Raw genomic sequence first — 23,659 nt, 5'->3', positions numbered from 1 at the left:
AAGGGCGACGGAATGACCTCATTCATCACATTGCCAGGTATCGGCGGTTCCGGTGAAACCCACTGGCAAACGCATTGGGAGGCGTCAGATCCTCGCTTTACCCGGTTCCATCCTTCCGACTGGGAGAAGCCCCATCTTGCAGACTGGCAAGAGGCGCTGGAACGGCAAATCGACAATTCACCATCGCCGCCTCTTCTCGTCGCGCACAGTCTGGCCTGCCTGCTCGTCGCGCACGCGGCAGAGATGGTCGCTGGCCGGGTTATGGGTGCTTTTCTGGTCGCAGTCCCTGATCCTGCTTCCGCTGCATTCCCGGCAGCAGCGGTCAGCTTCGCAAGTCCGCCACGTCATCGTCTGCCGTTCCCGGCCCTCATCGTCGCAAGCGCCAACGATCCCTATGCCACCCCGGACTATGTGAAGGCACGCGCTGAGGAATGGGGTGCCGGTTGCATCGAGATTGGCCCGTGCGGCCATATCAATGGCGCAAGCGGCCTCGGTATCTGGGACCAGGGGCGGATGCTCTTCGGTGCATTCTGCGCTGGCCTGAGGTCCTGACATGGATGCCTTTTCCGCCGTTGCCGCGTTTTCGATCGCCGCCGCTCTTTTGACAATTACGCCTGGGCTGGACACGGCCATGGTCTTGCGCACTGCCACTGTTGAGGGCGGCAAGCAGGCCATGCAGGCTGGCGCCGGGGTCGTAACCGGTGTTCTGGCATGGGGACTGTTGGCTTCCGCGGGTCTCGGAGCCGTTCTCACCGTATCGGAAGTCGGCTACCGGCTTCTTCAATATCTCGGCGCTGGCTACATCATCTGGCTGGGCGCGCGGATGATCCGGAGCGCAATCCGCAGAAGCGTCGAGGAGGGAGGGGTGCTTCACAGCGTGCCGGCAGGCCAATCGGCCCATAAAAATGCCAACTGGTTCTGGCGCGGTCTGATGACCAATCTTCTCAATCCGAAAGTCGGCGTGTTTTACGTCAGCTTCCTGCCGCAGTTCATTCCACAGGATGTCCCGGTTGTCATGTTCAGCATGGCCCTGGCGGCCATTCATGCGCTCATGGGGCTCATCTGGTTCGCGGCCATCACGGCGGCGACGCGGCCATTCACGCGCGTTTTCCATAGTTCGCTATTCAAGCGTGGCGTCGATGGAGTGACTGGCTCGGTCCTGATCGCCTTCGGTGTCCGGCTGGCTTTCGAAGAGCGGGGTTGATCAGGTATGGATATGAATACCACGGCCCTTTTGGCCGCCGCCGGTCTTGTTGGCGGAGTCTGCAATGCAGTCGCCGGGGGTGGCACTTTCTTCACTTTTCCGGCGCTCCTTGCGGCTGGCGTTCCTCCGGTTGTCGCCAATGCCACAAGTGCGATTTCGATCTGGCCTGGACATGCGACCAGCCTGTTCGGTTATCGGGAGGAATTGCGCCGGAATGCAGGGCGACTGAAATCCAGTGCGCCTGCTTTCGTTCTCGGTTCCCTTATCGGCGCGTCACTTCTTTCGATCACTGGGAATGCAATATTCCGCCAGCTTATACCATGGCTTTTGCTTGTCGCGACGATCCTGTTTGCACTCGGTCCCAGGCTACGCTCCTGGCTAAGAAGGGACAGCCCCGGAATGCTGCCGAGGCCAGTCATCTTTGCGACGGATCTGCTCGTCGCAATCTATGGCGGATATTTCGGTGCGGGCCTCGGTATCCTGCTCATGGCCGTTCTGACGTTGATCGGGCTTAGCGATGTGAACGAGGCCAACGCGGTAAAAAATGCACTGGCAACAATCGTCTCAAGTCTCGCGGTCGCAGTTTTCATTGCCACAGGGATCATAGCCTGGGGGCCCGCATTCGCGATTCTCACAGGCGCAATTGCGCGCGGCTATCTCGGTGCGCGCTTCGCTCGCTGGATCAATCCGACCATCCTGCACGGCATCGTCATTGCCGTCGGGTTTGGCCTGACCTGGTTCTATTTCTGAGATGCGGCGGTCAGAGGAACAGAGTGGGGAACGGCGCGTCTACGGTCTGATACTGGTTGGCGCAGGAACCGTGCTCTGGAGCCTTGCTGGCCTGTTCGTACGCGCAATTGATCTTGGGCTTTGGGATCTGATCCTGTGGCGTTCTCTCTTCGCCTGCCTTTGCCTTGTTGCCATCGCCATCGCAAGGCCGGCGGAAGCGGTGCGTTTCGACTGGCGCTTCTGCCTGGCCGCCTGCTTCTCCGCCACCGCAATGTTCTGCTATGTCGCCGCCCTCACGATGACGACGGTCGCAAACGTTTTGATCATCTACGCGACACTTCCCTTCGTGACAGCCGCATTGGCTTTCGCGGTCGGTCGTGAAGCGGCCTCGCGACGCCTGTTGATGGCGAGCACGGTATCTATGATCGGGATCGTGCTCGTTGCCGGTACGTCACTGGGCGCGAGCGATATCAAGGGTAATTTGCTGGCCTTCGCAATGACGTTGAGCTTCGGGGCGCTTCTCATCGTCACACGTCGTAATCGAGCCCTGAATATCATTCACGTGAATGCCGCCGGGGCAGCGTTGTGTGCGATTGCGGCATTCCCATTCTCATCCGGCCAGCTTCCGGGGGGCGGTGCGCTCGGATTAATATTCATGCTGGCTTTTCTCACGACCGCGCTCGCATTCCTGTTATTTCTTGCGGGCGGACGCCATGTCGCTTCGTCGGAGTCGGCTTTGATCGCACTTCTGGATGTGGTTCTCGGTCCGCTTTGGGTTTGGTTGGCCTTCGCCGAAGATCCGGGGAAATCGGCGATCACAGGTGGTCTTATCGTAGTGGCGGCAGTGATCTGGTATTTCTGGCCGTCCCTGCGCCGGTCTCGATCCTGAAGCGATCGACTATGCGCCTGATCGCGGGAAGCGCCTGCTCAAGATCCTCAGAGGCTGGCGCGCCGATACAAAGACGGATTCCGGAGCTATTGCCATTCGCGGAGGTTGAAGATGGCGGCGTAACCAGAATGCCCAGCGCCTTCGCCGCAGTATCGAGTGCCTCGGCATCGGAATGGCCTAGCGGAACCCACAGATGATAACCGACATGGACAGGCTGGCGTACAGCGTGCCCCAACAAGTCCATTGCCATCGCGCGGCGGCGAATGGCTTCTTCCTGTATAGCCGTGCTGATGGCATCGGCCGTTCCATCGAGAAGCCATTGTTCCATGACCGAGCAACTCAGCGGGCTGACCATCAGCCCGCTGGCATGCATCGCTGCTTCCGCGCGTTCCAGCCACGCCCGCGGAGCCACGAGACCGCCGATCCGCAAGGCCGGGTTGAGGGTTTTCGAAAGGCTGTTGATATAAAAGACATGCTCAGGCGCAAGGCTCGCGATCGGCGGATAGTCCGGGTCGGGCGCAAGGGCATAAACGTCGTCCTCGATCACGAAGATGCCTGACTTACGGCAGATTTGCGCGATCGCGCTCCTTCTCGCTTTGCTCATCGAACTCGTGGTCGGGTTCTGCATCGTCGGCGTGAGATAGACTGCCGCGTTGCCGCGACTTGTCGCGAGCTCCCGTTCAAGCTGATCCGGCAGCATGCCTTCCTCATCCATAGCGACTGGTGCGAGCTTCACGCCAAGATGACGCGCAACGTTGATCAAGCCGGGATAGGTCTGTTCCTCCACATAGAGCGTACCGCCGGGACCGCAGAGCGTGGAGAGGCTGACGGACAGCGCGTGCTGCGCACCATTGGTCAGAAGCAGGCAGGAAGGATCGGCGTCCAGACCGAGACGGCGAAACCAGCGCGCCATTTCTTGGCGGAACCTCTGATGCCCTGTTACGGGCGGATAGGTATTGAAAACATCCGCGTCGATACGCTTGGCGATCGCGTTGAGAGATCGGGACAGAAGCCTCTCGCTGATGACGGTGGGCGGCGCGTTGCGCGAAAGATCGATGACGTCACCTCTGCGGGCTTCGGTAACGGCCACGAACGTGCCCCGTCCCTTGACCGAGCGCAGCAGACCGCGCCGCTCCAGGATTCCGTAGGCCTTCGTCACCGTGCCAAGGCCGATGCCGAGACGCCAGGCAAGATCGCGGTGGGCCGGAAGCCTGTCTCCAACCTCCAATCGCCCGGCTGCGATGTCCTCCGACACGGCGGCGACGAGCCGATCGCATGGAGAGTCCATGTCACCAGTAAGGCGAGGTTGCCAGGGTGATTGTAGACGCATGTGAGCAGCCCGATAGTGTCATGTTACGCTTTTGCATTTTACGAAAAGTGTAACATCAAATACTATTGGCAATCACGAAAAATCTTTTGCTCCGAGAAGAACGACATGGAGAAAGCATCGAAACCCGGCCCTTTGGGCAAGGGTGTCCGCCTATGCGGGACATTTTTGGCGAACCGAGTTCTGAAAGTTGTCGATGAGGCTTTGGGTAAGCGGGCCAACGCTCCACTGGGCTCCAATCGCTGGCCCCTTGAGTTCGACGACGGGCTGGATCTCGATCGAAGTGCCGACAACGAAGACTTCATCGGCCGCGCACAACTGCTTCAGCGAGACTTTTCGCTCTTCGAGTTCCAGACCAGCCTTCTGCGCGAGAGCGAAGACATGGCGTTTGGTGATACTGTCGAGAAAACAGTCTGCCACCGGGGACACGAGCTTGCGACCCTCGACCAATATGATGTTTGTCGCGGTCGTTTCGGCAACATCTCCGTCGACGTCGAGCAGCAGGGCATCGTCGAAACCCTCGTCATTTGCGGTATGCCGCGCGAGCGTGCCGATCATGTAGAGGCCGGAACATTTGGAGGCCGTCGGCGCCGTATCGGCACGCGGACGCCTCCAGGAGGAGAGCTGAAGGCGAATACCCGTCGTGCTCCTTCCCTCGGCGGCCGGCGTCGGCCAATCCCAGGCGGCAATCGCAACGTGGATAGTGGCGTGGCGGGCGGCCACCGTAACGCTCTCGCTGCCGCGCCAGGCAATGGGACGGATATAGGCATCCTTCAATTCGTTTGCCCAGAGAACGGCTTCACATGCTTTGACGAGCTCAAGGCTAGAATAGGGAAGCGTGTACCCGACGATCTCGGCAGAACGCTGGAAGCGGGAGAAATGCGCGTTGGACAGGAATATACCTCCGTCATAGGCCCGAATTCCTTCGAACACGGCCCCGCCGGCATGCAGCGAATGGGTCATGACATGGAGCCGGGCTTCGTTCCAGGGAACGAGTGCTCCATCGAGCCAGATCAGGCCATCGCGATCATCGAAAGCAAGCACGTCACTCATAGCAATTTGGCCCCTTTGAAAGACACCCCATTGTCACCCAACATCCGTGCCTGGCGAGTGAGCAATCCTCAGAGAAAGCTGAGATTTCGTTGTTCGATGCCAAGTGCAGGAGGAGAACGGCGGCATCCGGCGAGGACGGAAAATACGAGAGCGAGCGCGCCATGACCGAAACGATGCGATTGTCCGTGCCGCTGAATGCCCTGCGCGCTTTCGAGGCCGCCGCACGCCACATGTCGATCAAGGATGCGGCCGAGGAAATCGGCGTGACGCCCTCCGCCGTCAGTCATCAACTCCGGATCCTCGAGGATCTGCTCGGGGTGGAACTGATGCGCCGCGTCGGACCGCGCCTTGAACTGACGGAGACCGGACGCCTGTTGTCTCCGGATCTCACCGTCGGCTTCACGCGGATCATTCAGGCCGTTGCCACAGTGAAGCAGGAGCGCAAGCTTGGTCCCCTGCGCCTGTCCATGCTGCCGACATTCGCGGTTCATTGGCTGTCGCCACGGATGGCGTCCTATCCATTTGCGCGGTCCGGCTTCGAACTTTTGATCTCGACGACCCAAACCGCCGTCGATCTTGGCGCCGGCGTTGCAGATGCTGCTGTGCGCCATGGTTCTGGGCAATGGGCTGGTGTTCTCTCCGAGCGCTTGTTCGACGAAAATGTGACGTTGCTTGGCCGTCCGGATGACTGGCAAACGAATGACGAAATCGATATTCGCCAAGCCATCTCGCAAACCAACCTGTTTCTGTCCCAGCATCGGCGCGAGGACTTCCAGCGTTGGAACGAAACGCTCCCGGGCGGGCCGACCCGACCTGCGGCAGTCACAATCGTCGACTCTTCGGGCCTTGGCCTCAAGGCCGCGATCGACGGCGCAGGAATTACCTTTGCGGGCATCGAAATTGCCGCATGCGACATAGCCGCCGAAAGGCTCGGCCCGATCATGCCGCACCAAGTGCCGGCAAACGCAGGCTATTACCTCTGCTATCCGCCGGCCCTTGAGCGCGACCGCCGCATCAGGAATGTCAGGACCTGGATGCTGGCAGAGGCCGCAAAGACATGCCGACCAGCGGAGCGAGAGACACGATAATGGCACCGGAGGAACCCGCCAACGCCACGCATCTTCCTGATTTTCCGATCTACTTGTCCTATTGGCGGGCGGCGCTGCTTCTTTTCTTTACGCTGCCGTTTCTGTTGGGTGCGATCAGCATGTCCATCGCCTCTTTCAAAGCCAATTCACTTTCACAGTTTGCAACGGGAGCCATCCCCACAGCTTTTTTTATAGCAGTGACGCTGGTGCTCCTGCTTGGGGTGTTCTGGTGCCGCCGGAGCCGTGGCCCGATGTATGTTTTTAAGGCCAACGGCCTCATCGTCGGGCGGTATTTTGGCGACAAGCCCTTACCTTGGAAAGACGTCGATATCTCAACACCAACGCTGCTGTGGTCAGGACCTCTCCTCGTCAATGTGGACTATCGGAAGGCTGAGTTCCGGTCTGATCCAAACCGCCAGCCAATCACTTCCTTCTGTAAAGACAGACATAAAACCACCCGGCGTATTGTCATGCCGAACATTGCTACACTTGGGGGCAGAAATCTGGAACGCACCCTGATCGAGTACATCCGGGCCAGCGGCTGCTATGAAACCGAATAGCTCCCTATCTGAACATTTGTCCGCTGCACTGGTCCGCCTTCTCGCGGTCAGCGCGGGTGCGACCGTCGCCAACAGTTACTATAATCAGGCATTCCTCGGTCATCTGACGGCAGATTTTGGGCTGGCCGCGGGCACTGCTGCCATCGTGCCGGTTCTCACCCAGGCAGGTAATGCCTTCGGCGTGTTGCTTCTCGCCCCACTCGGAGACCGGCTGGAGCGCAAATCTCTCATTCTCCGTACTTTCGTTGTGTTGGTGATGGCGTTGATTGGTGCGGCCTTGTCTCCAAGTTTTGTGTGGCTGGCGGTCGCCAGTCTCGCTGTCGGATTATTCACCACCGTCACGCAGCAGATTGTTCCACTCGCTGTGCATCTTGCCCCACCTTCCGAGCGTGGACGCATTCTTGGCAAAGTGACGGGCGGCATATTGATCGGCATCCTGCTTGCCCGCACGGTGAGTGGCACAATCTCGGACCTTTGGGGTTGGCCTTTCGTATTCTGGTTCTCGGCGGCAATGATGACGGTAATTGGGGTGGCACTTGCGCTCTGGCTGCCTCGTGTGCCGCCAACAACTGACTTGAGCTATCTGCGGCTGCTTGGTTCCTTATGGACGCTTCTCCGAACGCATGGTGTTCTCCGACAAGCAGTCGCAGTGCAATTCCTGATTTTCGCAGCCTTTATCGGCTTCTGGTCGAATCTCGCGCTGTTACTATCCGAACCGCCTTATCAGCTTGGTGGCACGGCGGTTGGCCTTCTGGCGCTTGTCGGAGTCTGCGGAGCGCTTGCCGCGCCAGTTGCCGGGGGCTTTACGGATCGACGCGGACCCGCCGTCGTCGTGTCAGTTGGCGCTGGCCTCGTCACGCTCGCTTTCATCGTCTTCGGGCTTTGGCAAGGTTCCCTCATCAGCTTGGTAACCGGTATCCTAGTTATGGACCTTGCCGTACAGTCCTCGCAGGTTGCGAACCAGACGCGTGTCTATGCACTCGACCCGACCGCCCGCAGCCGGCTTAACACGGTGTTCATGGCGACCATGCTCGCTGGGGGGGCGGTCGGCGCCGGCGTTGGAGGCGCTGCGTATGCCGCCTGGGGTTGGACCGGCACATGTGTTTTCGGCGCAAGTTCGGCCGCCATGGCGTTCTATCTGTCGCGAAGATCATGACCCTTCAGCAGGGGTGAAAACGAACGGCCCCGATGAGGTGGATGCTCGCAAACCTGGTGACTAGGAGATTGAGGATGCTCTGCCTCACCAAGAGCCGCCATCGCCCAACCACAACACGTAGCTTTTCCAGGATGCTGCTTTGGCAAAGCGCTCATAGGTCCGAAGCGCAGCTGCATTGTCCTCTGGCACAAGCCATCTCAGATGAACCCAACCGCGCGCTCTGCCGATCAATGCTACCGCCTGGACCATTTCTTGCGCCAGACGCTGGCCGCGAGCGCCAGCAGCCACGTAGAGGTCGTCGAGCTGTCCGGCGCGTCCGTTTGAAATTGCTTCCGGCAGATCGAAGAAAACGGCGAATGCCGACAGTTTGCCGTCCAGGAAACCGCCTATCACCTCGGCCGTCTGGCTCGACAGCAAGGCGGTGGCAGCGTCCTGACGGAGGTTCTCTGTCTCTGAGGCGGGGTACATCTCTGCGCGATAAGCGTTAAGGAGCGGCGCCAGATGCGCCGTGTCTTGGCTGGAAAGCTGGCGAATGACCAGACGTCCTGCCGTTGCGCCTTGCGAGTCCGCCACCGGTCTGTCTTCAGCCTTTTTCAAACGGTTATTGTCTCAGCGTCCAAAATAACCGGCAATGCTTGCTTTCGCGAGCACGTGGCTATTGATCATGTAACTGGCCATTGCGCCAGAAGAGGTAACCGCCAATGGCAGTGTGCTGACATCAAGCGCATACACCGTAACCACGTAACGATGCGGCTGGGCACCAACTGGTGGGCATGGGCCACGATACCCGGAGATGCCAAAGTCGGTGTTTGTCGAGAGCGCTTCTCTGGGTTGGGATCGCTCCGGCAAGCTGGTGACATCCGCGGGGATGTTTACGAGAATCCAGTGCCACCAACCGCTTTCTGTAGGCGCGTCCGGATCGAACATTGTGACAGCGAAGCTCTTCGTTTCTGGAGGAGCGTCACGCCATTGCAAAGCAGGAGAAATATTCTGCCCTTCGCAACCCAAACTGTTAAGCGCATGGCGCAGAGGTATTATTCCTCCATTCTCGAAGGACGAACTCGTCATTTCCATTGCGAGCGCTGATGTCGGCAACAAAGCGGCCGCAATGAGAAGTGTCTGCATCCAACTCGTAGGTATGGCGAAAAGTGCACTTCTCTTGTTCTGACTCCGCTTCATTCCTCCCCCTCCCAATATCCGACAGCAGCATTTTTCTTCACGGTTAGTTCCAGGCTTCGGGCTGCTTTTTCACCACCCGGCGCGGATCCCGCGAAAACCGCCACCTTGCCACTATCGGGATATTCCAGAACGTCTGGCTCATTCATTGTGCTGATCGCCAGATAGCGCAGCGGATCGGAACCTGCTGCCCGCAGTTGATGAGCTGTTTCGACACCACCGGCGGGGCAAACGACGACATCACCAGCGCTTACGTCATGTTCTTCCTCGCCATATCGCAGCACGCCGGCCCCCGCCAGAATGACAAAGAGCTCGTCATTTGCGTGGTGGCAATGAAAAGGCCAAGCCTTCTTGCCCGGGGGTATTTCAATGTAGCGAGCGCCAAGTCGCTTAGCGCCAAACGGCGCCGCGACGGCAGCCATGTGCGCTTCATAGGCCCCACCATGCGATTGTGTCTGAAGCGGCAGTTCTCGAAGGCGAACGATTGGATGCATCGACTTTCCCTGACTGATTTCAAGCTTTTCGCCAAATGAGCCTGCAATAGAGAACGAAAACAAATGAGTGCTTCTCACGCCATATGGAGGGATGCTCATTCGACAATCTCCATTCTGGCGAAGAAAAAACAGATACCTGAAAGCAACAATCGAGGGGCGCGAGCGTGATCAACCCCGGACATGAGACAGAAATCGCTGGCGTCCGGGAGGTGGCAGGCCAGGCCTTGCCTGTGCGCCTGGAAACGGATGATGGCCGGCTTCTCGGCGGGTTTCTATGGCGACACAGCGGTGTTGCGGCCGTGCGTCCGATCGTGATCATCAGCGCCGCGACGTCTGTAAAGTGCCGCTACTACTCGCGCTTCGCCGACTACTTGTTTCTCAACGGGTTCGACGTGCTCACCTTCGATTACCGGGGGATCGGCGAATCCCAACCGAAATCCTTGCGCGGATTCCGTGCCGACTGGGTGGATTGGGGTGCGCACGATCTGGAGGCAGCGCTCGCATACGCTGAACGCAGTTTTCCGGGGCGGGAAATCCATGTCGTCGGGCATTCGATCGGCGGCTTTGCCATCGGGCTTGCGCCGTCGAACCGGCGGATCGGACGTATTCTTACCGTCGGATCCCAATTCGCCTATTGGCGGGATTACGGCAAGGCCGAACGCCGGCGCATGTATATTAAGTGGCACATCGTCATGCCGCTGCTGACAAGGATGTTCGGCTATTTTCCGGCCAAACGGCTTGGCTGGATGGAGGACACGCCAGCGGGCGTGGTCCGGGACTGGAGCCGGATGAAGGCCCGGTTCGAGCACACCGTGCGGCAGGATCTTTTCGTCGGTGGGGAGCGGGAATTTGTAATCCTGCAAAGACGCTTTGCCAAGGTGACGGCGCCCATACTCGCGATTGGCCTTGAAGACGATCCGCACGGCACGCCAGCGGCCCTCAACCGGCTGCTCGCCTATTTCACGTCCAGCCACCGGCACCATTGGCGCATTGCCCCGGCCGACATTGGCGTATCCTCCATCGGACATTTCGCCTTCTTCCATGACCGGTTCAGGGACAGCCTCTGGCCGCTCGCGCTTGATTGGCTGCGCGAAGGGGAAATCCCGTGCGACGCGCCCGGCCATCTGCTCGATGAAGCAACGCCCGGGGCAATGAGATGACGATAACGATCAAGGCTGCGAGCCACATAGACAGAAGCGGCTGGGAAAAACTCTGGGCAGAAAACTGCGCGCATTTCGGCGCCGCGGACATGGACGAGGCGGTCATCGCCGGGCTGTGGCAGCGCGTACTCGATCCTTCCTCACCGATGAATGCCTGGCTCGCGTTTCAGGCCGGGGAACCAGTCGGGTTGGCGCACACAATTCTCCATCCCCACACCTTCTCGCTCCGTCTCGTCTGTTATCTCGAAGACCTTTGGGTTTCTCCCCTGCACAGGGGCCGGGGCATCGCAACGAGGCTCATCGGGCATCTGAAGGTTCTGGGCGGACAGGAGGGCTGGCGGCGTCTCTACTGGGAAACGGTCGAGGATAACGCGGCTGCTCGGCACCTTTATGACCGCGTGGCGACGCTGAGGCCGATGGCGACCTATGAGATCGAGCTGGCACACTGAGGGCTGCCAATGGCGAGAACCACCCCCCTGACCCATGCCACCGCCACCTTTGATCTGAGCCTTGCGCTGGAGGCGTATGGCGCTAGGCGTCTCCACGAGGCCGAAAGCATCTGCCGCAACATCTGCGCGCAAAACCCGCCGCCAGTCGACGCGATGCACCTTCTCGGCCTGATCGAAATGGCGCAAGGCAAGCTTGCGGCGGCAATCGAAACGCTGACAGCCGTGACCAAATTTCAACCCGACGACGCGACGGCCCGGAATAATCTCGGCATTGCGTTGCGGAAGCACGGCAGATTGCCGGAAGCGATCGCCGCGTTCGAGAACGCCGTCGCCTGTCGCCCGACCTATCCGGACGCTCTCTACAACCTGGCTGTCGCATTGACCGATACGGGCAACAGAGGCTCGGCAATCGAGCCCCTGCGCCGGTGCCTGTCACACGCGCCCGGCCATGCCGGCGCCCGCTTCCTGCTCGGAGATCTGCTGGCCGATGCCGGCGATCATGAAGAGGCCACCGCCCATCTGGAGAGATATCTGGGCGGAAATCCGGACGACGTCGATGGCGCCCGCATGCGTTTGGCGCAGATGAACAGGGGGCCGGTCCCCTCAAGGGCTTCCGCGGCGCAGCTCGACCAACTCTATTCATTCAGGGCGCGCGATTGGGATCGGGCGGACGGTTATCTGGCGCATCGCCATGTCGGCGACGCGCTCGCCCGGCTGTTGCCCCGACACGGCAACCGGATCCTCGACATAGGATGCGGAACCGGACTGGTCGGTGGCCTGCTGCGAGATCGGGCCGCGCATCTGGCGGGCATTGATCTGTCCGAGGCGATGCTGTCAGTCGCAAGACAAAAATCGCTTTACGACACGCTTGTCCGCGACGATCTGGCGTCGTTTCTCTCCGCCACCGCGCTTCGGTTCGATGCGGTCGCGGCTGCGGCCGTCCTGATTCATTTCGGAGATCTGGCCGCAATCTTCCCAAGCGTCGCCGATATACTGGATCCCGGAGGGCTGTTTGCCTTCACGGTCTATCCCAATGACAAACTGGACCCTCTCGGTTTCGGCCCCTGCATCAACCCGGAGCTTGCCAGCGCAGGCTGTTTTTCCCACGGCTCCGCCTATATCGAGGCGACGGCCGAGTGCTCAGGCTTCGAGCTTCTTGAACAAGGCGAGGTTGTGCACGAATACAGCGAAGGTCAGATCGAAATGGGGCTGCTGACCGTTTTACGGCGTCCCTGATCGCGCGGCCTGACCACCGGCGGCAATTTTGCGTGATGATGGCCGTCGATCCAAGTTCAAGCTCCCCAATCCATTGGGTCGGAGGGGTAGCGGTCACCGGATGTGCTCGGGCTGGATGAGAGCAGGAATATAAGATCGGAAACGTCGTCGTTTCTGACCCAGTGCGGCTGCCCGGCCGGTACATGGACGCCTTGACTCGGACCAATGAGCGTGACGCCGATGGGGGTGAGGATCGTCATTTGCCCATCCAGCACATAAAAGAATTGATGCGCCTCACGATGTACATGGGGCTCTTCAGCCGTCGCCGGCGGCATTGTTTCCTGCCTTACCTGAAGGTGCTCGAGGTCGAGCAGGCGCCAGCCCGAACACCCGTTTCCCCAACGATAGAAATTCTCGCTTGAAGGTTCGACGGGTCTCATTGCGACAACTCCGAAACATCCGCGCCATAAAACGCCTCGCCATAAACTTGCAGTCCATTCTCGAACCGCATGAGTTCGCATGCTCGGAGTGTCTTTCCACCGGCATGCGACACGTAGTGGACCAGAACGGTTTGTGCGTTCTCGTCACAGGCGATGGATTCAAGTCTAAATTTCAGGTCGGGAACGGCGGCGACGGCTTTCGTCCAGTAGTCATAAAGTGCATCTCGGCCTCGCACCGTTGCGTCCCCGGTCACGATCGCCGCCCTCGGGCTAACGAACACCACCGACTTGGAAAATGGCGCGATCACCGCATCGACGTCGTGGCGGTTCCATGCTTCGATCCATGTCGTTGCGTGATTTTCAAGCTCTTTGCGTGAAAGAAAATTCATAGCCAAAACAATCCTGCTGTCAGTGCCGCGAGCGCGGACATGCTGCGATTTATGAGAAGAAGTTTCGATGGATCGTGAAGCACTTGTCGCAGTCCAGCCCCGAAGGCCGCCCAGACAGCCAAGCATGGAATGCCGACAACGGTGAAAATCGCTGAGGCAAAGACAAGCTGGATCAGATAGCCGTTATCTGGAGAAATAAAGGCCGCGATGACGGTTACCGCAATCAGCCAGGCCTTAGGGTTTACGAACTGGAATGCGGCAGCCTGGAAAAAAGAAACCGGCTTTGCCAAAGAGGCATCGGGCATCTCGGCGGCACGCCAGAGTTTGTAAGCAAGCCAGAGCAGGTAAGCCGTGCCGATAATTTTCAAAAAAATCTGGATACGGGGCTCAAGCGCAAAGACAGCCCCAAGGCCAGCTCCGACCGACATCAATTGAACGGCAACACCAAAAGGAATTCCGAGAATATGTGGCCATGTTCGTGCCATGCCAAAGACAAGGCCTGATGTGGTGAGCATCAGGTTGTTCGGCCCCGGCGTGATCGTCATCACGAAAGCATAAAGTGCAAGGCCGGTAAGTGTTGCGGTTTCCATCCAGAGATCCGTTTGCAGGCCATCTCGATACTGAAAAATGGCCATACATACCTGTCATTGAATGGAGAGAGACGCTGCTGAGAATTCATCATGCAAAGATGAGCCTTTCTCTCTCGCTTGCCGGCCAACCAAATGCACGATGTCGGGAACACAATGAATTTCCAGCGCTTTCAAGGACCAGATGGACCCATGCCATTGGCGATAGCTGCACGATTGGACGATCACCTTTCCAAGACAATAGACCGGTTAAGGTACGATCTCCTCGTTCGGGCTCCGAACGCAGAAAAGCAGCTGGACTATCCACCACACATAACCTTGGCAGTGATAGAGGACGGTGAACGCGTTGATCCCATGACTCAGCAACTCGCCGCAGCTTGCCAAAATATAGGCCGGCTCAAAATAAAAATGAGTCACTTTGGAATATTTTCAGGGACCCCATCCTATGTTTTTCTGGCACCTGTCGTAACTCAATCGCTCCTTGCGCTTCATGAGAATATTGTGGAAGCCGTTCGAGGGCCGCAAATACACGAACATCATTTGGCTGGTAGTTGGGTACCTCATGTCACGGTCGCAACGCTCAAAGGAAAGCCGGAGAAGGCTTTGGAAGCGGCGATGCGCAATTTCGACCATCACGACGGTCATATTACGGCGATCGAGCTTGTGCAGTTCCCGCCAGTCGAAATTCTCGCAAGTTTCCCTCTCCAGTAGAGCTTTCAAAGACGATGGTGGGCGGAAAGAACCTGAGTTTTTCTCAGCATCCTGTCAGGGCATTTCACTCCAGTATGTCGCCACCTCCCGGTAGTTTTGGCATCCAGGGTCATTGCTCCGGAGGTGTCATGAAAACGGCTATTGGCAGTGCGGTAGACGCGAGCGTTGAGCAGCGGGTTCGTGACAGCTTTCGTCGCCAGGGGCTGATGAGCCATTTGGGCGCGACACTGTCCGAAATTCGCCAGGGATTGGTATCTGTCCAGATGCCTTTCCGGCCTGAGCTTTCGCAGCAGCACGGTTATTTCCATGCAGGAGGAACTTCCGCGATCGCGGATTCTGCCGGCGGCTATGCCGCTTTTACGCTTTTCCCAGAGTTCAGCTCGGTTCTCACCGTGGAATTCAAGATCAATCTGCTGAACCCGGCTCTAGGCGATAAACTCGAAGCACTAGGGAAAGTGATCAAGGCCGGAAAGACGCTCACAATCTGTCAATTGGAAGTATTTGCCGACTCTGCGGATGGCCGAACGCTTGTGGCAATTGGTCAGCAAACGCTCATTTGCATGATGGACCGCCGGGATTCGCCGTCGCACGCTAACCCCAAATAGGTGGTTGTATTGTGTGTAGACGCAGGGCCTGAAAGGAGCGAGTTGTGTGTGAAGTACCCCTTTCCCCCTCCTTGACACAGATGCCGAATGCCATCGCGCTACGTCACCTACGATACTTTGTTGCCGCAACGGAGGAAGGGAGCTTCCGCAAAGCGGCGCTATCCTTATCGGTGCAGGAGTCTTCCGTCAGTAGACGAATTCGTAATCTCGAGGATCAAATCGGCGCTTCGCTCTTTCACCGCCACAGCTCCGGCGTAGCTCTTACCGTAGCTGGTGAACGCTTTCTTCCTGCTGCCCGTAAGGCTCTCAGAACCTTGACGGAGGGAACTAGAGATATCCAAGTCATCGCGCGAGGCGACCTGGGATCGGTAAGGATCGGCATATTTTCTTCGCTGGCATCGGGATTTCTTGCAGACTTGTTCCAAGCATATGGAACCAATCACATTCAGGTTCGGATGGACTTCATTGATGGCAGCCCCGCGGATCACCTATCAGCTATCCGCCGCCTTGAAATTGACGTAGCCTTTTTAACTGGAACTTCCAAACGTCCGGATTACGACTCCGCAGAGTTGTGGTCGGAGAAGGTGTTTGTCGCTTTGCCCGAGCATCATCACTTGACTGCCAAAACCGAAGTAAAATGGACTGATCTGGCTGATTCAACGTTTATTGTCAGTGACGCGCCGCCAGGTCAGGAAATTCACGATTTTCTCGTGATGCGATTGGCCGAACTGGGACATCATCCGCAAATCGAGCCCCAATGTGTAGGGCGAGATAATCTTTTACCCTTGGTGGCATTCGGCCGCGGACTCACGGTTACAAGCGAATCCACGACAGCTGCCTGTTTTCCTGGTGTTGCCTACCGCCCTATCGAAGGAGAACGTCTGCCATTTTGTGCGGTATGGTCTCCTCGGAACGACAATCCAGCTTTTCGCAGGTTGTTGAGCTTGGCCAAGCATCTATCGAAATCAAGAATCTCTAGGCAGACGAACGTTGGCGCTTGGCCTTCGCAAAACCTCGGTCTGTCGCAATGAACCGTTCCAGCATGGGCACGATCAAGCGGACGGGATCGGCGGGCGTATGCCCTCCCTCCCTGCCGAGAATTTCGGCATAGGCGGCGAGGTCGCGATGGAGACTCGCAGGCAGTTCCACCGTGACTTTGACCGGCTTGTCATCAGCGATCGGACCAAGTTTCAACTTCGTCATGGTCAGCCTCTATAGGGTTCAAGTACGAGATCGTGCGTGACGATCACGCGGACGGGGAAGCCCGGACGGATCGTCAATGTCGGCGCGATGTTGAGCTGGCGGCTGACTATCTGCTGTCCGGTCTGGTTGATGCTGTCGCCAGCGCCCTGGCGCAGGGCACGGACGATCTCGCTTTCCTCGTTCGACGAACTGGCCTGCGAACCGATGCTGAGCAGCGTCGAGAGCGCGGCAGCCTTGAACAGTTCGCCCCAGTGATAATCGACACCATCCTCCAAGCCGGCATAGCCTTGCGTGTCTGCGCCTGGCTGGCGTTCCAGCACGATCGAACGGCCGTTCGGGAAAATCAGCCGGTTCCAGACGAGCAGGATGCGGCGCTGGCCGAAACCGATGCCATTGTCATACTGACCGATGACGCGCGTGCCCTGAGGGATGAGCAGGATGCGCCCGGTCGGGCTGTCATAGATGTTCTCCGTCACCTGCGCCGTGATCTGGCCGGGCAGGTCGGAACGAATGCCGGTGATGAGCGCGGCGGAAATCACCGCGCCGGCCTGAAGGGTGTTTGCCGATGCCGGAGCGGCGACGCGATCGGTCGACACGGTGCGTTTGTCGGGCGTCTGGTTGAGGAAGGCGAGCTGCCGATCCTGCGCCGAGGGCGTCGCTGGCTGCGGCGCGAGGCCGAGACTGGTCAGATCCGGCAAGGGCGTCGTTGTGGTTGTTGTCGTGGTGGCGGGCGAGGCCATGTTGCGCGTCTCGGTCGAAGTGAAGAGGCGCGCGGTCCTAGCGGCCTCCAACTCCTGCAATCGGCGCTGTTCCTCGGCGCTGAGGCCGGGCTGCGCGGCGGGGGTGCCGATCCGTGACGACGTCACAGGCTGGCCGCGGTTCTGCGCATCGAGGATCGGGCGGCCGAGATCGCCTGGCAGCGGTGGGCCGAGGACCGGGCCGGTATAGTCCTTCGGAAGCGTGTTTAGGCCATCGGGTGTCGGCCGGTTGTCGGTCGAATACAGCTCCTCGTTCGACCGGCCGTCATGCTGCACCTGAAGCGCATAGATCAGCGCGCCACCGATACCAACACTGGCGACCAGACCGAGACCAGCCAGCACTTTGCGCGAGAGCCGGGTGACGCGCGGCGGCTCCGGACGCAGCCGCATCGGCGCGGCCGGTTCTCCGATCAACGGCCGGGCATCATCGTCGGACTCCGGCTGGGGTTCCAGCCCGGACTTGCGGCCTTCCTCCTTATCGGGATCGATCTCGTTCACGACGCAGGCCTCCCGTCAGTCCGGGAGATGCGCACGCGCTTCTGGTTCTTGGCTGCGCCGAAGCGTAGCTCGGCGGCGGCGAACAGCCGGTCGATGACCATGTAGTTGCCGCGCACCCGGTAGTTAACCAGCTCGGACGTGTCGCCTTCGGGGCCGACGACGAAGAGCGGCGGCATCTCGCCCTGACCGATGCCGCGCGGGAATTCGATGAAGACCTGTTTGCCGTCGTCGAAGGCGCGTAGCGGCCGCCACGGCGCGCGATCGCCCGTCACCTGGTATCGGAAATTGACGCGGGACAGATCGACGCCACTGGCGACGGGCTGTACGGCCTGCGCCTCCGTATTCTGGCGACGCAGCGCGATGAGTTGGTCCTGCGGATACTGCCAGGAGACCGAAGCCATGTAGGTCTTCTCGGTCGAGCGCAACTCCATATGATAGGTGCGCAGGCTGGTATTGATGACGAGATTGGTCATCAGCTCCGTGCGCGTGGGCTTCACCAGGATATGGATCTGCTTGGTCGCGCCTGTGCCGCTTTCGGTGTCGCCGATGATCCAGCGGACGGTATCGCCGGCGGCGACCGGGCCGGAGCCAACGAGGGTTTCGCCGGGCTGCAGCGCGATATCGGTGATCTGACCGACGGCGGTGTAGACCTGATAGAGCGCGCCTTGAGTGAAGGGATAGACCTGCATGGAATTGATGAAGCCGTCACGGACGGGTTGGATGCGGGCGGCGGCGTTTGCCTGATTGACGCGGGCGGCGGGATCAGTCGGCTCCGGCGTCCGGCGTGAGGCTTCGACCGATCAATGTAGCTTTTTTCGACGCGATACCATTTTCCTTCACATAAATGGTAGACGAGTCCCTCTCCCTCGGGCTCTCCATCGTAAATCAGAGATCGATAGACGCTATAGCTGCGGCCGGCTGCCCCATCGACATCCGTCAAAATCATTCGGAAATTTTTGAAGCTCTCAAACGTCATTCCGGCAAGATCATAGTCTTGTCCGAGGAATTGGTAGAATTCCTCCAGCGAAATATCCGGGAAGACATCGCTGGTCTGTCCGTTGCCTTGGAAGACGCAACACGTATTATCCCGATAATCGATGATGTCAGGGATCGTCAGCGTGGCTTTACCGTCCTTCGCCCTCAGGGAAGCTAACAGCAAATAATCAAGTTCGGTGATTTTGATTGGGTCGTTGACCGGTGATATATTCTGTATGTTAGGAAATGCGGTCTTATAATTTTCTGAACTATAGAGGGTGAGCAAAGTCTCGCATATACCCGGTAGTTCGCCGGGTTCGAGGTTGAGACTTACTTTGAGCGATACCGAGCCAGTCGCGTTCTTGAACAGCTCCTTATATTCCTCCTTCACCCTACCGGTGAGACTCTTGATGATTTCGCTATTTCCATCGAAATCGAGATAGGTCAGTTCGGTCGAAACCGGCACCTGTGTTCTTTTTCGGCGCGCCACCCCAGGTGCGACCATGTCAGCACTCTTCAATTCGTTTGGATCGACGCTATTCAGCGTTACCCTCAGGCCAAAATCGTATTCATAGGCGGCGTCACTCAGATGATGGAAAACCTGCCCGAAAGATAGAGCAAACCAGCGGCCACCGACTGGAAGGAAGACGAGTGCGCCTTTGAATTGCTGGATGAGAGGTTCTGTGACGCCGAAATAACCTCTCCACCATGGAGGTTTCGGATCGGCGTCGAGGATGTAAAGCGCCGCACCTTCTGGCAGGTCGGTTGCTTCGGCTGCTTCAAGATCGTGATCTTCGCTCAGAGAATTCGTCGGGTCGAAATCTTCTTTCAGAAGATAAATAGAAAATGGTCGTGCTTTTCCCATGATAGCCCCCAAGGCCCACCAAAACACTACCATAAGTTGGCGGAAGGAAAAACCTATAGCTTATATTGCGCGATAGTCTGGAAATGATGGGTTCCAGCGGGGTTGCCATTCGCCCTCTGTGCTATCCAGCAGGATTTTGGAGGGCTATAGTGCAGGTGTAGTTCTCCGTTTCGCCGGCTTCGGGCTGCCAGCCCTGCCGACGACTCTCTATAGCGTGATATTTCCGCATCTCACGGGGGGGAGATAGAAACTGCCGATTCTATGCTATAGCCCGATATATCTTGCCAGCGGCGATGGCGCTTAAGACGCCATCTCGCACATTCGATGACCGCTTGCAGGTTTCATAAAGCTGCCATTCGTATGACGACTGGGGATGACAAGATCGGGGGCGATCTAGACAGCCTTTGTCGTGCTGGAATGTGATCAATTATGATATGGGATGGTAGGAGGGGGCATTATGTATCTGTCGCGAATCAGGATTGAGAACTTCCGCAACTTCCGCGACCTTGATGTCGCGCTTGGCGGTAACATTGTCATTGTCGGCGAAAACCGCGTCGGAAAGAGCAATCTGCTCTTTGGGCTACGCTTGATCTTCGACCCTTCACTGCCCGATAGCGGCCGGCAGCTCAGTCTCGCCGACTTTTGGGATGGGCTGGAGGAGATAACCGCCGAGACGACCATCACCATCGCGGTGGAGATCAAGGATTTCGAGCAAGACCTCGATGTCCTGGCGGTGCTGACCGACTACCGCCTCGATTACGACCCGGAGACAGTCCGCCTTACCTATCAACTGCGTGCTCAGCCTGGCCTCGATCACGCCCCTGCTAGTGACGACGATTTCTCATTCGTCTGCTTCGGCGGTGAGGATGAAGCTAAGCGCTTTGGCCACGATCTTCGGCGCCGCATCACAATGGATCTTTTGCCGGCGCTTCGGGACGCCGAGGGGGATCTTGCCGCTTGGCGCCGGTCGCCACTTCGTCCGCTCGTAGAGGATGCGTTCATCGGCATCGACAAGGAAGCGCTCAAAGAAATCGGAGACAAGATCGCGGAGGCAAGCGCTGCGGCGATTGACTTCAACGAGGTGAAGGAGCTCGAAGCCAGCATCACAGAGCTGTTTGTGGCAATGGCGGGGTCGAAGCAGGATGTGCATCCCTCACTTGGATTCAGCGCGACCGACGCCACGCGGATCAATCGTCAGATCCGGCTTCTTATAGATGAGGGGCGGCGCGGCGTTGCCGACGCCAGCCTAGGTTCGGCAAATCTCATCTTTCTCACGCTCAAACTGCTTGATCTTCAGCGATTGATAACTGCCAACAAGCGCGACCAGTCATTGCTCGCGATCGAGGAGCCAGAGGCGCACCTCCATCCACACCTCCAGCGCCTAGTCTATAAGCATCTGTTTGAGACGATCGTTGATGGCGAACACGGTGTCGATGACAATGATGACGGGGAGGCTACCGGGCCGCTTTCGGTCATTTTGACCACCCACTCGCCGCATATTGCAAGTGTCGCGCCGCTAGGGTCTCTCCTGCTTCTTCGGTCGCACGTGGAGGAGGGAACGAAGGGATATTCGACTGCCGAAGCCGGCTTCACCAAAGCCGACACCGAAGATCTCGAACGATATCTCGATGTCACTCGCGCGGAGATGGTCTTCGCACGCGGCGTTATCCTCGTCGAAGGTGACGCGGAGCGGTTTCTGATCCCGGCTTTTGCTAAGAATATGGACATCTCGCTCGACGAGCATGGCGTGTCAGTGTGCTCGGTCTCCGGGACCAACTTCCTTCCCTATGTGAAGCTGCTCTGTGCTCTGGGTATCCCGTTCTCTGTCATCACCGATTATGATGAAGTCGACGAGAAACCTCGCGCCTACAATCGGGCGCTCAAGCTCGTTCGGATCATTGACGTGGCCGCTGGCGGTGACGACACTAACGCGGTTATCAAATCGATCAAAGACAAAGAAACCTGGGGCGAGACATTCGCTGAAATTCGAAAGTTCGGCATTTTCGTGAATTGGAGCACGCTGGAAACTGAATTGTTCGAAGGCGACTATGCCCAAGAGATGATAGAGACCCTCCACGAGCACAACTTTAGTGCTGAGCGTAAGGCGATCCTCAACGCGTGGAAAGCGAAGCCGAAGGATTTCGATGCTAACGAACTGCTCAATATGATCGAGCAGATGGGCAAGGGCCGCTTCGCGCAAAGATTGGCAACGCGCGCAGCCGGAAAGCTCGTACCCGACTATATTGCGGATGCGATCAATCATGTCATCGATCTCGTCTAACCGGGCTCTCTATCTCAAGGCGGCCGAAGACCTGCGTCCCAATGAGAAGCAATGGCAAGCTTATGAATCGACCGGGCATTGCGTGTTGCTGGCTGGGCCTGGCAGTGGCAAAACCAAGACGCTGACGGTCAAACTCGCCAGAATGCTCAGCGAGGATGTGGACGAGCCACGCGGTATTGCTTGTATCACCTACAATAACGAATGTGCACGCGAGCTCGAAAGCCGCTTGGAAACGCTCGGCGTCGCACCGGGCGGACGCGTGTTTATCGGAACCGTTCACTCATTTTCTCTCACACAAATTCTGCTGCCTTACGCCAAAGTGGCCGGGCTGGGCCTACCCGATGAATTCACGGTAGCGACACGGCAGCAGAGTCGAGCCGCATTGGCCGCCGCTCATGCGAAAGTCATAGGTGGACCGGAGAACCTCCAGAACTGGGACATGAGGCTCGGCCGTCATCGGCGACGGTTCCTTAATCGCGAGCTGCCGGAGTGGAGAACTCTCGATCCGCAGCTTACCGAACTCGTCGAGACGTACGAAGCCGAACTTCGCGCACGCCAGCTGATAGATTTTGACGACATGCCGCTCCTCGCGGTGCGCGCCCTTGCCGCCAACAAGTGGCTTAGAACAGCGATGGTGGCTAAATATCCAATCCTAGCCGTCGACGAGTATCAGGACTTGGGCCGTGCGTTGCACGGTATGGTCATGGGCCTCTGCTTCAGCGCGGGCATGAGATTGTTCGCGGTCGGCGACGTTGATCAGTCGATCTATGGCTTTACCGGCGCAACTCCAGAGTTGCTGCGACGTCTTTCCGCGCGCGATGATGTCGAGACGGTGCGACTAGGTCTCAACTATCGCTGCGGCTCGCGGATCGTCAGTGCGTCCGAATATGCGCTCGGAGAGAACCGAGGCTACAAGGCGCCCGACGGTGCCCACGAAGGAACGATCTATTTTCACCCCTGCACTGGGGGCTATACCGGGCACGCACGATATCTTGTCGAGGAGTTGATCCCGGAGATCCGCGAGCGTCGGCCCGACACCAATCTCGGCGAGATCGCTGTGCTGTATTCTGCGGCGTTCCTCGGTGATGAAGTCGCAAATGCGGCTGCAGAATATGGCTATTCCGTCATACGGACCGATGGCAACGCGCTGTATCCGCGCGGCAGCAGGTTGATGCGATGGCTGGAGCAATGCGCAGTGTGGTGCTGCGGGGGGTGGCGATCAGGCATACCTCGGCTGTCTCGTGTAGTAAGCGAAGGGACCAGGCTATTCCATGAAACCATAACAGATGAGGATGAGCGGCTTACCTTCCAGCGTGACCTCACCGCAGCATTATGGGATTGGCGGGACGAGACGCTCAGCCTCCACGACTGGCTGGCCGCACTGCGCGAAGACATCATCCGTCCGCGAGTCGATCTCGCCCGATCACTCGCTGATGAATATGGCACACTAACCGACTTTCTCGCGCGTATCGGTCCAGCTGGCGATGTCGATGATTTTCCGTTAGGTGAGTTCGCTGGAATCGGGAGTGGCCTCGATCGTCTCAATCTTTCGACGCTACATAGCGCCAAGGGGCGCGAATTCGATGTGGTGATCATGTTCGGCGCGGAGGAAGGCCGATTGCCGCGTAATAATGCCGGCGAGAACGACGTCCGTGAGGCCCGACGCCTCTTCTATGTCGGCTTCACGCGTGCGCGATATGAGATCCATCTCATGTATGGGCAGCACAACCCGTCGCGCTTCGTGACAGAAGTACAGGAGCGCCTCGGAGGTGAATGAGCTTGTCAGGCTACTCAAGTACACAAATTCTAGCCGACAAACTCCGAATGGCCTGATTGACTGTAGGCGT

At 58.3% G+C, this 23,659-nt stretch carries 25 protein-coding genes and 2 pseudogenes; 15 read left to right on the top strand and 12 right to left on the bottom strand.

The genetic code is table 11. From position 1 onward, the window contains the following. Positions 1–12 precede the first annotated feature (12 nt). From FJQ48_RS07385 to FJQ48_RS07370, 4 genes are read left to right on the top strand one after another with little or no spacing between them, the layout of a single operon-like run. Complete coding sequence (locus tag FJQ48_RS07385; RefSeq protein WP_139974520.1) at positions 13–552, top strand: alpha/beta fold hydrolase; 540 nt, start codon at positions 13–15, stop codon at positions 550–552. Between the two features lies 1 nt (position 553). After that, positions 554–1,204, top strand: a complete 651-nt coding sequence (locus FJQ48_RS07380) for a LysE family translocator (RefSeq protein ID WP_139974519.1) — start codon at positions 554–556, stop codon at positions 1,202–1,204. A 12-nt stretch (positions 1,205–1,216) separates the two neighbouring features. Continuing rightward, positions 1,217–1,954, top strand: coding sequence for a sulfite exporter TauE/SafE family protein (locus tag FJQ48_RS07375; protein WP_247870315.1), 738 nt, complete (start codon positions 1,217–1,219; stop codon positions 1,952–1,954). A gap of 1 nt (position 1,955) precedes the next feature. Next, positions 1,956–2,822 carry a DMT family transporter gene (locus FJQ48_RS07370; RefSeq protein WP_139974517.1) on the top strand — a complete coding sequence of 289 codons (867 nt, stop codon included), beginning with the start codon at positions 1,956–1,958 and terminating at the stop codon, positions 2,820–2,822. On the opposite strand, the gene FJQ48_RS07365 is transcribed toward FJQ48_RS07370, so the two are convergent. After that, positions 2,761–4,110 (bottom strand): PLP-dependent aminotransferase family protein, encoded by a 1,350-nt coding sequence (locus FJQ48_RS07365; protein WP_247870314.1) that lies wholly within the window; start codon positions 4,108–4,110, stop codon positions 2,761–2,763. The genes FJQ48_RS07370 and FJQ48_RS07365 overlap by 62 nt on opposite strands. 192 nt (positions 4,111–4,302) lie before the next feature. Further along, positions 4,303–5,202 (bottom strand): branched-chain amino acid transaminase, encoded by a 900-nt coding sequence (locus tag FJQ48_RS07360; RefSeq protein WP_139974515.1) that lies wholly within the window; start codon positions 5,200–5,202, stop codon positions 4,303–4,305. 161 nt (positions 5,203–5,363) lie between these two features. On the opposite strand from FJQ48_RS07360, the gene FJQ48_RS07355 reads away from it, so the two are divergent. The 3 genes from FJQ48_RS07355 to FJQ48_RS07345 are packed head-to-tail and all read left to right on the top strand — an operon-like array spanning position 5,364 to position 8,006. Then, a complete protein-coding gene (locus FJQ48_RS07355; protein ID WP_247870313.1) occupies positions 5,364–6,290 on the top strand; it encodes a LysR substrate-binding domain-containing protein in 927 nt (308 codons plus the stop codon). After that, positions 6,290–6,850, top strand: a complete 561-nt coding sequence (locus FJQ48_RS07350) for a hypothetical protein (protein WP_139974514.1) — start codon at positions 6,290–6,292, stop codon at positions 6,848–6,850. The genes FJQ48_RS07355 and FJQ48_RS07350 overlap by 1 nt, the downstream gene beginning before the upstream one ends. After that, on the top strand, positions 6,837–8,006 hold the full coding sequence (locus tag FJQ48_RS07345) for an MFS transporter (RefSeq protein WP_139974513.1): 1,170 nt from the start codon (positions 6,837–6,839) through the stop codon (positions 8,004–8,006). Before FJQ48_RS07350 ends, FJQ48_RS07345 begins: the two co-directional genes overlap by 14 nt. An 84-nt stretch (positions 8,007–8,090) precedes the next feature. Here the strand turns inward: FJQ48_RS07345 and FJQ48_RS07340 are convergent, their stop codons facing one another. Genes FJQ48_RS07340 through FJQ48_RS07330 form a run of 3 tightly spaced genes read right to left on the bottom strand, consistent with a single transcriptional unit; the run spans position 8,091 to position 9,775 of the window. Beyond that, positions 8,091–8,579, bottom strand: a complete 489-nt coding sequence (locus FJQ48_RS07340; RefSeq protein WP_247870312.1) for a GNAT family N-acetyltransferase — start codon at positions 8,577–8,579, stop codon at positions 8,091–8,093. A 36-nt stretch (positions 8,580–8,615) separates the two neighbouring features. Beyond that, positions 8,616–9,185, bottom strand: coding sequence for a YbhB/YbcL family Raf kinase inhibitor-like protein (locus FJQ48_RS07335; RefSeq protein WP_247870311.1), 570 nt, complete (start codon positions 9,183–9,185; stop codon positions 8,616–8,618). After that, positions 9,182–9,775 (bottom strand): cupin domain-containing protein, encoded by a 594-nt coding sequence (locus FJQ48_RS07330; protein WP_247870310.1) that lies wholly within the window; start codon positions 9,773–9,775, stop codon positions 9,182–9,184. The genes FJQ48_RS07335 and FJQ48_RS07330 overlap by 4 nt, the downstream gene beginning before the upstream one ends. 65 nt (positions 9,776–9,840) lie before the next feature. Between FJQ48_RS07330 and FJQ48_RS07325 the strand changes: the two genes are divergently transcribed. From FJQ48_RS07325 to FJQ48_RS07315, 3 genes are read left to right on the top strand one after another with little or no spacing between them, the layout of a single operon-like run. Beyond that, complete coding sequence (locus tag FJQ48_RS07325; RefSeq protein ID WP_247870309.1) at positions 9,841–10,836, top strand: alpha/beta fold hydrolase; 996 nt, start codon at positions 9,841–9,843, stop codon at positions 10,834–10,836. Then, positions 10,833–11,285 (top strand): GNAT family N-acetyltransferase, encoded by a 453-nt coding sequence (locus FJQ48_RS07320; RefSeq protein ID WP_139974512.1) that lies wholly within the window; start codon positions 10,833–10,835, stop codon positions 11,283–11,285. The genes FJQ48_RS07325 and FJQ48_RS07320 overlap by 4 nt, the downstream gene beginning before the upstream one ends. Positions 11,286–11,294: 9 nt before the next feature. Then, positions 11,295–12,521 (top strand): tetratricopeptide repeat protein, encoded by a 1,227-nt coding sequence (locus FJQ48_RS07315; protein WP_139974511.1) that lies wholly within the window; start codon positions 11,295–11,297, stop codon positions 12,519–12,521. A 56-nt stretch (positions 12,522–12,577) separates the two neighbouring features. On the opposite strand, the gene FJQ48_RS07310 is transcribed toward FJQ48_RS07315, so the two are convergent. The 3 genes from FJQ48_RS07310 to FJQ48_RS07300 are packed head-to-tail and all read right to left on the bottom strand — an operon-like array spanning position 12,578 to position 13,964. Further along, positions 12,578–12,940: a cupin domain-containing protein gene (locus tag FJQ48_RS07310; protein ID WP_139974510.1), complete on the bottom strand. Its 363-nt coding sequence runs from the start codon at positions 12,938–12,940 to the stop codon at positions 12,578–12,580. Continuing rightward, on the bottom strand, positions 12,937–13,329 hold the full coding sequence (locus FJQ48_RS07305; RefSeq protein ID WP_139974509.1) for a nuclear transport factor 2 family protein: 393 nt from the start codon (positions 13,327–13,329) through the stop codon (positions 12,937–12,939). Before FJQ48_RS07305 ends, FJQ48_RS07310 begins: the two co-directional genes overlap by 4 nt. Further along, positions 13,326–13,964 (bottom strand): LysE family translocator, encoded by a 639-nt coding sequence (locus FJQ48_RS07300; RefSeq protein WP_234187005.1) that lies wholly within the window; start codon positions 13,962–13,964, stop codon positions 13,326–13,328. Before FJQ48_RS07300 ends, FJQ48_RS07305 begins: the two co-directional genes overlap by 4 nt. A gap of 108 nt (positions 13,965–14,072) precedes the next feature. On the opposite strand from FJQ48_RS07300, the gene FJQ48_RS07295 reads away from it, so the two are divergent. The 3 genes from FJQ48_RS07295 to FJQ48_RS07285 all read left to right on the top strand — a co-directional run bounded on the left by FJQ48_RS07295 (position 14,073) and on the right by FJQ48_RS07285 (position 16,263). Then, positions 14,073–14,627 (top strand): 2'-5' RNA ligase family protein, encoded by a 555-nt coding sequence (locus tag FJQ48_RS07295; RefSeq protein ID WP_180350148.1) that lies wholly within the window; start codon positions 14,073–14,075, stop codon positions 14,625–14,627. A gap of 128 nt (positions 14,628–14,755) precedes the next feature. Further along, positions 14,756–15,232, top strand: a complete 477-nt coding sequence (locus FJQ48_RS07290; protein WP_139974507.1) for a PaaI family thioesterase — start codon at positions 14,756–14,758, stop codon at positions 15,230–15,232. A 44-nt stretch (positions 15,233–15,276) separates the two neighbouring features. Next, positions 15,277–16,263, top strand: a complete 987-nt coding sequence (locus FJQ48_RS07285; protein WP_247870308.1) for a LysR family transcriptional regulator — start codon at positions 15,277–15,279, stop codon at positions 16,261–16,263. Here FJQ48_RS07285 and FJQ48_RS07280 read toward each other — a convergent pair. The 4 genes and pseudogenes from FJQ48_RS07280 to FJQ48_RS07265 all read right to left on the bottom strand — a co-directional run. Continuing rightward, on the bottom strand, positions 16,208–16,435 hold the full coding sequence (locus tag FJQ48_RS07280) for a DUF2274 domain-containing protein (RefSeq protein WP_139974506.1): 228 nt from the start codon (positions 16,433–16,435) through the stop codon (positions 16,208–16,210). The genes FJQ48_RS07285 and FJQ48_RS07280 overlap by 56 nt on opposite strands. Before the next feature lie 2 nt (positions 16,436–16,437). Further along, positions 16,438–17,682, bottom strand: a complete 1,245-nt coding sequence (locus FJQ48_RS07275) for a TrbI/VirB10 family protein (RefSeq protein WP_247870329.1) — start codon at positions 17,680–17,682, stop codon at positions 16,438–16,440. A 5-nt stretch (positions 17,683–17,687) separates the two neighbouring features. Then, a pseudogene (gene trbG, locus FJQ48_RS07270) lies at positions 17,688–18,485 on the bottom strand (P-type conjugative transfer protein TrbG); the annotation flags it as partial. 59 nt (positions 18,486–18,544) lie between these two features. Continuing rightward, positions 18,545–19,531, bottom strand: a pseudogene (locus FJQ48_RS07265) (DUF6119 family protein); the annotation flags it as partial. Positions 19,532–19,988: 457 nt separating this feature from the next. On the opposite strand from FJQ48_RS07265, the gene FJQ48_RS07260 reads away from it, so the two are divergent. Then, a complete protein-coding gene (locus tag FJQ48_RS07260) occupies positions 19,989–21,812 on the top strand; it encodes an AAA family ATPase (protein ID WP_139974505.1) in 1,824 nt (607 codons plus the stop codon). Beyond that, complete coding sequence (locus FJQ48_RS07255) at positions 21,793–23,589, top strand: ATP-dependent helicase (RefSeq protein ID WP_139974504.1); 1,797 nt, start codon at positions 21,793–21,795, stop codon at positions 23,587–23,589. Before FJQ48_RS07260 ends, FJQ48_RS07255 begins: the two co-directional genes overlap by 20 nt. The last annotated feature ends 70 nt before the right edge of the window (positions 23,590–23,659 follow it).

It is taken from the genome of Ochrobactrum sp. CGA5, from assembly GCF_006345815.1.
GTDB lineage: Bacteria > Pseudomonadota > Alphaproteobacteria > Rhizobiales > Rhizobiaceae > Brucella.
The sequence above is the reverse complement of the archived record's forward strand: the minus strand, read 5'-3'. Positions and strand labels throughout refer to the sequence as shown.